This window comes from Oceanobacillus profundus (assembly GCF_003515705.1).
Lineage (GTDB): Bacteria > Bacillota > Bacilli > Bacillales > Amphibacillaceae > Oceanobacillus > Oceanobacillus profundus.
Map to the genome: position 1 here is coordinate 16,883 of NZ_QWEH01000022.1, position 11,195 is coordinate 28,077.

The 11,195-nt window shown below is 38.4% G+C and carries 8 protein-coding genes; 2 read left to right on the forward strand and 6 right to left on the reverse strand.

Annotated elements, in window-relative coordinates; translation table 11 throughout:
- Positions 1 to 80: 80 nt before the first annotated feature.
- On the forward strand, positions 81 to 1,265 hold the full coding sequence (locus tag D1B32_RS21080) for a CdaR family transcriptional regulator (RefSeq protein WP_095307559.1): 1,185 nt from the start codon (positions 81 to 83) through the stop codon (positions 1,263 to 1,265).
- Positions 1,266 to 1,668: 403 nt separating this feature from the next.
- Entirely contained in the window at positions 1,669 to 3,105 is a 1,437-nt protein-coding gene (locus D1B32_RS21085; protein ID WP_095307560.1) for a sodium/proline symporter, read from the forward strand.
- Positions 3,106 to 3,231: 126 nt separating this feature from the next.
- Here D1B32_RS21085 and D1B32_RS21090 read toward each other — a convergent pair whose 3' ends face one another.
- The 6 genes from D1B32_RS21090 to D1B32_RS21115 all read right to left on the reverse strand — a co-directional run bounded on the left by D1B32_RS21090 (position 3,232) and on the right by D1B32_RS21115 (position 11,118).
- Positions 3,232 to 4,776 carry a solute symporter family protein gene (locus D1B32_RS21090; protein WP_095307561.1) on the reverse strand — a complete coding sequence of 515 codons (1,545 nt, stop codon included), beginning with the start codon at positions 4,774 to 4,776 and terminating at the stop codon, positions 3,232 to 3,234.
- On the reverse strand, positions 4,773 to 5,120 hold the full coding sequence (locus D1B32_RS21095; protein WP_095307563.1) for a DUF485 domain-containing protein: 348 nt from the start codon (positions 5,118 to 5,120) through the stop codon (positions 4,773 to 4,775). The genes D1B32_RS21090 and D1B32_RS21095 overlap by 4 nt, the downstream gene beginning before the upstream one ends.
- 88 nt (positions 5,121 to 5,208) lie before the next feature.
- Complete coding sequence (gene acsA / locus D1B32_RS21100; RefSeq protein WP_118890389.1) at positions 5,209 to 6,894, reverse strand: acetate--CoA ligase; 1,686 nt, start codon at positions 6,892 to 6,894, stop codon at positions 5,209 to 5,211.
- Between the two features lie 180 nt (positions 6,895 to 7,074).
- Complete coding sequence (locus D1B32_RS21105; protein ID WP_118890376.1) at positions 7,075 to 7,827, reverse strand: LytR/AlgR family response regulator transcription factor; 753 nt, start codon at positions 7,825 to 7,827, stop codon at positions 7,075 to 7,077.
- Between the two features lie 7 nt (positions 7,828 to 7,834).
- The gene (locus D1B32_RS21110) at positions 7,835 to 9,574 is read right to left on the reverse strand and encodes a LytS/YhcK type 5TM receptor domain-containing protein (RefSeq protein ID WP_240033868.1); all 1,740 of its coding nucleotides are present in this window, start codon (positions 9,572 to 9,574) and stop codon (positions 7,835 to 7,837) included.
- Positions 9,574 to 11,118, reverse strand: coding sequence for a solute symporter family protein (locus tag D1B32_RS21115; protein ID WP_118890378.1), 1,545 nt, complete (start codon positions 11,116 to 11,118; stop codon positions 9,574 to 9,576). The genes D1B32_RS21110 and D1B32_RS21115 overlap by 1 nt, the downstream gene beginning before the upstream one ends.
- Positions 11,119 to 11,195: the final 77 nt, after the last annotated feature.

Here is an 11,195-nt window from a genome sequence, read left to right on the forward strand (position 1 = left end):
GTACAAAAAATTAAGTTTTCTATATTTTCTTAATTATGTTACTGTGTTAATATGGTGTTAAATAAATCAAAAGAAAGGAGGTGGCGATTATTAAAGGTTTCGTGCAATTTGCACAGAAAATAGTTAAATCGACTTCAGATATATTACCTTTTCCCATCAGTTTAATTGATGAAAATGGCTGGATCATCGGATCAACCAACCCCGACCGGATCGGAACAGTTCATCCCCCTTCCAAAGAGGCTTTAAAGAAAAATACTGTATTAATATATGATGAGGAAAAAACAAAAAATATGAATAATGTTCTTCCTGGTGTCGTCATTCCACTGACATTTGAGAATAAAGCTGTTGGAGTACTTGGTATTATCGGTCCACCAGAACAAGTAAAGCCATATGCATACCTAGTGAAAAGCTATGTAGAAATAATGTGGCAGGATGCAATTCATCGACAAACAAAAGAACTAAGTGTGAAAGCGGCCGAAACATTCGCACAATATGTTTTATTAAATGATACACATAATCAGCAAACACTGGAGCAGTACTGTGACATGTTTCAGATAAATTATAATTCAAATTGGTTTTGCATTGTTATAGACATCGGAAATGCTTTATTAAAAAATACATCGATACACCATAATGTTGGGGATATAAAAGCAGAATTGCTGGAATCAACACGTCGAGTATTCCTATGCAAGCAGGATAGTCTTTGTACATTTTTAAACTCGGAAAAGATAATTTTATTAACTTCGGTCCTAAGCAAAGAGGCATATATAGATAAGCTTCGTTGTTTTGAAAAGCTAAGTTTAAAATTAATGACTGTTCTACGATCCTTTCAAATTATGCATACCTCTATTGCAATTGGCAGCCTATCACAAACAATTGCAGGAATATATCAATCATTCCGAGAAGCAAACAGCTTAATTCAATATGGTGGCCAATTGGACATCACACCTAAAATTTACAGTTACCATGATTGGAAAATGCTACTCGGTTTGCTTCCAGAACAAGTGAATGCTATTTACAATGATAAGCTTGCATTCAGGTTATCACCATTATTCCAGGATAAATCTGCTTCAGAGCTCGCAAAAACATTTATGACTTACTGTGAGGCAAATATGAATACGAGTAAAGCAGCAAAAAAGCTCTTTATTCACCGCAACACACTTATTTACCGGTTACAAAAGATTGAAGAAATAACATCACTTGATACAAAAAGCTTTGAACATTGTATGCTTCTATACTTAGGGTTAAAGAAACATTTTTCTTAACCACCCAACCCACCATTTAATGAAGGTGATTATTGTAATCGCTTTCATATCTTTTTGTGCAATTTATATAGATACATTAATTACCCTTAACCTCTTACCTGCATAAGCATGTTATCCATTTATTTATACATTCCAAATATATCGGTGGAAATGGTATAAATTTTTTGTGCAATTATGCTGTATTTTTTATTCTCTCATTCTTATATAAATAGAATAATATTATTAATCTATTTTCATAAACAAAATAACTCGTTCATCTATTGCAATCAACAGAAACGATTGAGTTACAGTTCCCTCAACACATGTTCTAGAAAAAAATATGCAACAGGAGTTGGTATATGACCAATAAATAGTACTGATTTCAACTTTTTGCAGTATTTGAATTTAACATTTGGAGGTTGTTATGAATACGATTATTTTAGTTGAATTTATTCTTTACTGTATTGTAATTGTTTGGATAGGCTACTATTTTAGTAAAAAAACGAAGACTCAAGCTGATTATTTATTAGGTGGAAAAAAACTGCCTGGCTGGGCTTTAGCCTTTTCTGAGCGTGCAACAGGAGAATCTGCTTGGCTACTATTAGGTTATACCGGCTTTGTATTTATGACTGGTTTATCAGGTATATGGGTGGCTGTAGGAATTGCATTAGGAATTATTTTTGCTTGGTTAGTTTTAGCAAAAAAATTTATGGCAGAAACAGATAAATATAATGTGATAACACTTCCCGATTATTTAGCTGTTCGCTTCGGTGAAAAAGCAACCATAATACGCTGGTTAACAAGTATTTTAATTGCTGGATTTTTAATGTTTTATATTAGTGCTCAGATGGCTGGTGCTGGAAAAATGTTATTTACAACATTTGATATCCCTCCGGTCATTGGTATTCTAATAGCAACAGCAATTATTATTTTAACGGCTTTTGCTGGTGGGTTTATTTCGGTTGTTTGGACAGATATGGTACAGAGTGTGATGATGTTAATTACATTGGTCGGCTTACCGATTGTCGCACTCGTTTACATTTATACAAATGACTTATCAATTAGTCAATCCCTAGCTGCTTCAGATCATTCATTTAATTCTTGGTTTGGTGGATTGACTGGGTTTTCATTAGGTGTTCTTTTTTTCAATAATTTTTCCTGGTTCTTCGGTTTTTTAGGTGGGCAACCACAACTTAGTGTACGCTTTATGGCCCTGAAGAATAATAAAGAGGCAAATCAGGGTAGTCTCGTTGCGATTGTCTGGACATTCCTTGCATATGGAGGCGCATTTTTAATTGGTCTAGCTGCAATAGCAATATATGATCAAGGAACATTCACCGATGTTGAAACCCTTTTGCCTGCAATGGTGCTTCATTTAATGCCACCGTGGATAGCGGGGCTTTTACTAGCCGGTGTATTAGCAGCAATTATAACGACTGCAAATTCACAGTTATTAGTAGTTACGAGCTCTGTTACAGAAGATATTATCCATAAAGCATTAGGTATTAAGCTTACGGATGGGCAACTTGTATGGCTATCCCGGCTGTCAGTTGCATTTTTTGGGCTTGTCGGTATGGTCATTGCGTTGGTATCAGAATCATTAGTCTATCTTATAGTCAGCTGGGCATGGGCTGGTGTTGGCTGTACCCTTTCTCCCGCTATTCTAATGACATTTTTCTGGAAACGTTATTCAAGTGCAGGGGTTATTGCTACAATTTTGTCTGGATTATTCGCAACAATCATTTGGATAAGTACACCACTTGAAGGAATCGTTACATCACGTTTTACAACATTCTTCATCGCAGCTTTCTTTGGAATTGTCTTTAGCCTTATAATTCCAGATAAAAAAGAAAACACATAAGCACTCCCTGCACTAAATAGTAGATTCAATTAATATTGATCAAACTATAGCATAATGACAACTAATATATTCCCTACACAAAAATGCTTGCAACATTTCAGCTGCAAGCATTTTTTCTATTTCTCTCTAGTGACTCACACCACTCCGCTTATAACCTGTATTTGCCTTCACCTTCACTTCTGCATAACGTTTCTTATCCGTTTCTTTCGATAATATCGTTCCTAAATATCCTCCCAGAAACCCAAGTGGTACCGATACAAGTGCTGGATTTGTAAGCGGGAAAATTGGTTCTCCTACAAATAATGCTGCACCTTCAACTGGTGAAAAAACACTTGGGCTAATCGATACAAGAAGTAATGCAGATAGTAATCCCGTCAGCATTGCTGTAACTGCCCCCGCAGTATTGAATCTTTTCCAATATACAGTATAAAGAATAACCGGTAAGTTTGCACTTGCAGCAATACAAAAGGCAAGTGAAACTAGAAATGCTACATTTAAATATTGTGCAAATAATGCTAAGACTATAGATAGAACAGATACGGCTAATGATGCGTAACGAGCTGCTCTTACTTGCTCTTTTTCCGTTGTTTTCCCTTTTTTTATAATTTGACCGTATAAATCATGAGCGAATGCCGATGCACCGGATAGTACAAGACCGGCCACTACCGCTAATATAGTGGCAAAGGCAACTGCCGAGATAAAGGCAAACAAGAAATCTCCACCGATTGCTTGTGCGAGTAGCGGTGCAGCCATATTCCCACCAGGGTTTGCTGCAATAATTGTGTCATAACCAACAAATGCCGCTGCTCCAAAACCGAGAAACAGGGTGAGAACATAGAAGATACCAATCACCCATGTTGCGATAACAACTGAACTTCTTGCTGTTTGCGCATCTCTAACCGTGAAAAACCGCATAAGAATGTGTGGTAATCCTGCTGTACCAAGAACTAACGCCAACATAAGTGATAATGTACCAAGTGGTTCTGTATACTGTAAACCAGGCATTAAATATGCTTCCCCATGTGCCGTTACAGACTTTACATCGGTAAACATCTGTCCAATATTAAAATTAAACTTCAATAATACGAGAAATGTCATGATGACCATCCCAGCCATTAGTAGTACAGCTTTTACAATTTGAACCCAACTCGTTGCAATCATACCGCCAAATAATACGTAGATTGTCATCATGACACCAACAATGAGTACAGCCATCCAGTAATCTATGCCAAACAATAGCTGGATGAGTGCCCCAGCACCAACAAGCTGTGCGATCATATAGAACGTACTAATAGTAATTGTGTTCAGCGCAGCCGCTCCTCGAACCTTCCTGGCATCAAAACGAGAATTAATCATATCAGCAAGTGTGTATTTACCAAGATTACGCAACGGTTCAGCAACTAGGAATAGCACAACTAAATATGCAATTAAAAATCCAATGCTATAGAAAAACCCATCAAATCCAAATAGTGCAATGGCACCCGCAATTCCTAAGAAGGATGCCGCTGACAAATAGTCACCTGCAATTGCTAGGCCGTTTTGCATGCCAGTGAGTCCACCGCCGGCAGTATAAAAATCACCAGCCGTTTGCGTCCTCCTGGCTGCAAAAAAAGTGATGATAAGTGTTAATAGAACAATTGCGAGAAAAAGTATTATGACTGTAGGGCTCATCGACCATCTCCCCCTTGATCCATTTCTTTTATAATTTGGTCTGCTTGCTTATCAAAGGAAGCAGCTTTTTTCACATAAACTGTGCATAACACCCATGTCATCACAAATTGAGCCAAAGCGAACAGCCATACCCAAGAAATATCTCCAATCACTGGTGTATTTAAAAAGGTCGTATAAGAAGTTAAAATTGGCAGTAAAAAGTAAAATACTAGGAAAAAGATTGTTAATGGTACAATAAATTTCTTCCGATCATGCATTAGCTTTTTAAAAGATTTACTTTCGGTTACTTGAACATAGTCTACCTCTTTTGTAACCTTTTGCTTATATTCTTTTTCTGCACCCATATGCATCCTCCTCGGATTTTGAGCTAGGAGGTTTTCTAAGCTCCCTGTCTTAGAAAACCTTTCCATCCCTAAAATAGTTTACTAACCTCTATTCTTCCATCGTTGATAAGTCACCTGTTGGCAAACCGAGATCCCATGCTTTTAAGACACGGCGCATAATTTTTCCACTTCTTGTTTTTGGTAAAAAGTCCCGTATTTCAATTTCCCTAGGTGCAGCATGTGCCGCAAGCCCTTGCTTAACATATAATCGAAGCTCCTCTTGCAATTCATCTGTTTTCGTATAGCCATCCCTTAAGGCAACAAATGCTTTAATAATTTCGCCGCGGACCGGATCAGGCTTTCCAATTACGGCCGCTTCTGCAACAGCAGGATGTTCAACGAGCTTGCTTTCGACTTCAAATGGCCCAACACGTTCACCTGAAGTTTGAATAACATCATCATCCCTGCCACCAAACCAAAAATACCCATCTTCATCCATTGAAGCCAAGTCCCCTGACTCAAACCAACCATCTACTGGAAAATATTGATTAAAGCGTTCTTCATTTTTCCATACCGCTCGAAGCATGGATGGCCATCCAGCTTTTACACAGAGCTTACCCATTTGCCCTTGTGGAAGTTCATTGCCTGCATCATCTAAAATTGCAGCTTCAATACCTGGAAATGGTTTGCCCATCGAACCTGGCTTCATTTCCATGGAGCGATAATTGGCAATGATAATGCCACCTGTTTCTGTCATCCACCAATGATCGTGAATCCTCAATTTATAAACTTTCATTCCCCAATGTACGACTTCTGCATTTAACGGTTCACCAACACTTAAAATATGCCGCAATGAACTTAGATCATATTCTTCTGAAACATTATCACCTACAGACATCAATCTACGAAATGCTGTTGGGGCACTTAGCCACACCGTGACACCGTACTTTTCAATCGTTAAATACCAATCTTCCGGACTAAAACGCCCACCACGAATGAGGTTGGATGCGCCGTTTAACCAAGGTCCAAAAATCCCATAGGAGGTACCAGTTACCCACCCAGGATCAGCTGTACACCAATAAATGTCCTCTTCCTGCAAATCCAATACCCATTTAGCGGTTTGATAATGCTGAATCATTGCATTATGAGCATGTAAGATCCCTTTCGGCTTTCCAGTTGAACCAGAGGTATAGTGTAAAATCATTCCGTCCTCACGGTCTACCCATTCAATTTCTAAATCACGCGAGGCTTTTTTCATTTCTGTTTCGTAATTGTAAAACTTAATATCTTCCGTGTTATCTGGCAGCTCATCTTCACCAACTAAAATAATCTGATTCAAATGAGCAAGCTCTTTATATGGCACACGCGGCAAAAGATCCTTCGTTGTAATCAACGTCGTCGCATCACTATTTTCTAACCGATCCCGTACAGCCTGCTCCATAAAAGCTTCAAATAATGGGCCAACGATGGAGCCATTTTTCAATATCCCTAGCAAACTAATATAAAGCTCGGGTGATCGTGGCATGAATAAGAAAACTCGGTCACCTTTTTCGACTCCAATAGTTCGCAATACATTCCCAAATTGATTGGATCGTAATTTCAAATCCCGGAATGTATATTTTTCGTCCCGATTTTGATCACTGTAATAAAGTGCAACTTTGTTCTTTCTCCAGCTCTCTGCATGGCGATCAATTGCTTCATAAGCCATATTTACTTTTCCAGTTTCGTACCAAGAAAAGTTCTTCTCTACATCTTTCCAATTAAACTCCTGATATGCTTGGTCATAATCTGGCATATTTACTTTCTCTTTAACGGCTGCAAATGTCTCAGTCACTCTGTATTTCCTCCCTTTATTATATTTCCAGCTTTTTGTAAGCGCTTACCGAGATTATAAAGGAAGTTGACATACAAGTGAGGAAATCCGCTTCAATGGTTTAAATTTACGATTGAATTGTTTTAATAGTGTTATTAATGGTTAATTTCCAAATAGATCAAAAAGATGTTTCCTCGCTGCCCGACTAACGGGAATTGTTGTTTGTTTTTTATCTTTTAATGTGACATTACTTGTTCCGTTGAACCAAGGTGTAATCTCCTGGACATGATTCAAATTGACAAGGTAACTGCGATGGGTCCGAAAGAAAGCATAGCCCTGAAGCTTCTTTTCCAGCTCTTGTAATGTCATCCTGCTGTGAATTATCTTATCCTCTGTATGTATCTCTAACATCCGCTTGAATGGAACGGCATAATAAATTGCATCCGGAGACAAAACAACCGTTCGATCGTTATCATCTATCAATAATTTCGTCGCCTGAGTCCTGCCTTGAATTGATAAATCCTGGCCATTTCTCTCTACTTGCTGCATTCGTTTGCGGATACGATTCATTGCTGTTTGAAACCGTTCTGTATCATATGGCTTCAGCATATAATCAATCGCTTCTATTTCGAAGGCTTCTACTGCATATTCATCATACGCAGTGGTAAAAACAAATAATGGGACTTTCATGTAAGCAAGCTCTGTTATTTTCTTCGCTGCTTCTACACCACGCATACCTGGCATATGGACATCAAGAAAGATAACATCTGGTTCATGTTCAAGGTACAGCTCTACTAATTGTTCCCCAGTTTCCGCACTTGGCAACAGCTTTACATCTTGTTCTTTTTCTAATAAATAGATTAATTCTTCACGTGCCAGTTGTTCATCCTCCGCAATTATCGTGTGAATTTTCATATAAAACCTACCTTTCTTTATATGGGATCGTAAAATAAACCTCACTACCACTCCCAGGTAAATTCCGAACATGTAAGCGTGCTTCCTCACCAAGCAGATTTATTAAGCGCTGATTCACATTATATAAACCGGTCCCGCCATGCTGGTTTTCCCTCAGCACAACATTTCCAACCTGAGATAGAATTTCTTCAGAAAACCCTCGCCCGTTATCTCGAACACTTATTTTCATTCGATCACCTTTTCGTTCCATCGTTACTTCAATTCTTCCTCCTTCTGTAACGTGCTCCAGTCCATGCCCGACACTATTTTCAACAAGTGGCTGGATTGATGACGGTGGAATAAGCAGATGGGAAATTCCTTCTGGCTGTGTAAATTTAATTTGCAAGCGACTCGTAAATCGGGTTTGAATAATCGCAATATATGCTTTGACATGTTCCGCTTCCTTTGTAAGTGGCACGAGATGTGTGGAGACAAGCTTCAAATTGAACCGCATAAAGTGCGCTAATTGAACGGTGATATGTCTTGCTTTTTCAGGGTCTTTACGAAATAATGCTGCAATCATATGCAGGGTATTAAATAAAAAATGCGGATTGATTTGCGCTTGTAAACTACTCAGCTCTGCATCGCGCGTATGTAATTCAATCCTTTCCGCTTTGATTGTTTTTAATTGATTTTCGATCAATTGTCCGAGACCCTCTGCTAGCATGAGCTCAACCGGACGAATATGCTGTGCTTTAAGAAAGTATAATTTTATCAGTCCAATTGTTTTACTCGCTTCTAATATTGGAATAATAATGACAGCTTCTAATGGGCAATTTTTATTGGAACATTGAATTTCCGACTGTGAATAAGCAACAAGCATCCCCTGGGTTTCCACTGCCCGGTGTGATAGTTTTGTCGTTAACTGGTTACCTTTCTTGTGATGGTCACTCCCTATCCCTTTATGTGCCATTACTTCTTTTTCATTTGTAACCGTAACCGCTGCTAATTTTAAACGGGCATAGAGAAGACCCGCAATCCCTTCAGCTTTTTTTTGAAAGGAATCTTCCTTTAAAAAAGGTAGTGCTTCTTCTGCTATCGTCAATGCTTGCTTTGTTGCAAATGCCGCTTCATTTTCCTGCTCTCGCATTACAATGGCAATCATTGCTGTAAAAATTGCAATGGCAATACTATTCGATAATACAACTGGTAATCCGATCGTATTAATCATGGCAATCATTTCCCTATCCTGCGAATCAAAAATAAGTAATAAATGCATAAGTAAAATGGGTGGGAAAATCCCAATAAATAGTGCTTTTATTGGTGAGATAACTCGTTCTTGTGAAAAAAATCGCGCCGTAAATCCTGCCATTATTCCTGTTAGGGGATTCACGAGGCTATTCGCTAAAAATCCTATCCCCCCTAGAAAAAACAAATGCGTACCAGTAATAATCCCAGCTCCAAGACCAACGATTGGTCCTCCTAATAACCCCGCAATTACAATAGCAACTAAACTAGAACTAACAACCATTTGATTATCCCTTACATCCCAAACAAATGCTTGGACTACCGTAAAGTCACTCCCGATAACGACTCCGGTTAGTGTCCCTGCAATTCCAAACAAACCAAACACACACGCATGAATAACTGCCATTTTAAAACTAAATTCACGATAAAGCAGTGACCTAAATCCAGGGCTTCTTGTAAGGACAAAGGCAATAATCAATAATAAACCTAAACGTTCGAATAAAACGATTGTCAAATACATCACGGACGATCTCTCCTTGCATCAATCCCTGTTTGTGATTTTAGATAGAAAGCATGGAATGGAACCGTATCTTCTTGTCCTTTACGAGATATTTCCGCTCCAAAATACGCCCCTAAAAATCCAATTGGTATTGCAATTATTCCTGGGTTATAGAGTGGTATGATGGCATCTCTTGCAATCCAACCTCCATCTAAATTCATCACGTGTGGTCCGACTAATAGCAGCAATAAAGATGCTGTTAAGCCACAGACCATTCCAGTAATTGCTCCAGTTTGATTAAACCGTTTCCAATAGATGGTTAATAAAAGTACTGGCAGATTACTAGATGCTGCAACAATAAATGTTAGCGAAACAAGAAACGTTACATTCATATTCCTTAACCCCAGTGCACATAACGTTGATAGAAGGCCAATAAAAAAAGCGGTCCAGCGCGCAGCACGTAAGCTTTTCTTCTCTGTTGTATTACCTTTTTTAAGGATATGAAAATAAATATCATGCGAGAAAGCAGTCGTAGCCGAAATGACTAAACCAGCTACAACCGCTACAATTGTTGTAAAGGCAATCGCAGCGATAAATGCCATTAGAAAGTCGCCACCCAAGTTCTCCGCTAATAATGGTGCAGCTAAATTTCCGGATGGATCAAGCAAAATCAATTTCTCAAACCCAACTAGTGCAACCGCACCCAGCCCTAAAACAAGCGCAATCAAATAAAACACACCAATAATCCAGCTCGCAGTTAAGAGAGATTTGCGCACTTCTACCGTATTACGGACGGTAAATAATCGAATTAAAATATGTGGCAAGCCGGCAGTACCAAGAATTAAGGCAAGATGAAGCGAAATCGTTTCAATCGGGTTATTAAATAAATGACCTGGTAACGAAAATTGATCACCTAATGGAGAACCGAGTGCAACTTGTTCTAAGAGGGCTGAAATACTCCAATTAAACCGAGAAAAAACAATGAGTGCGAGTAGAAATGTGCCAGATAAAAGTAATACTGTTTTGATGATTTGGACCCATGATGTGGCAAACATTCCACCAAAAACAACATAAATAGTCATTAATAATCCTATAATTAACACAGAAGTGGAATAATTAATATTTAACAATAAACGAATCAACAATCCTGCAGCGACTAATTGAGGAATCATATAGAGAACCGAAATGATTAATGCACCAACAGCCATCACTCCACGCATTTTATAACTCGGAAAGCGTGCGCAAATCACATCTCCTAGTGAATATTTGCCCAAGCGGTGTACTGGCTCAGCAATAAAGAACAATACAATTAAATATGAAACTAAAAATCCAATCGCATACAAGAAACCATCAAAGCCATTAATCGCAATGGTACCAACAATTCCTAGAAAGGAAGCTGCACTTATATAATCCCCTGCAATTGCCATCCCATTTTGTGTACCTGTTAAACTACCAGCAGCAATATAGAACTGGTTGGTTGTTTTACTTTGCCTTGCCGCCCAATAGGTAATAATTAAGGTACTAACGACAATACAGAGAAAAAATAGTAGATAGGTAATGTTCATCGGCTCACCCTCGTTTTTTTAAGGTAGAGGATCATTATTCGAGAGCTAAATCCTCATGCTGTATTGTTAAATGCACA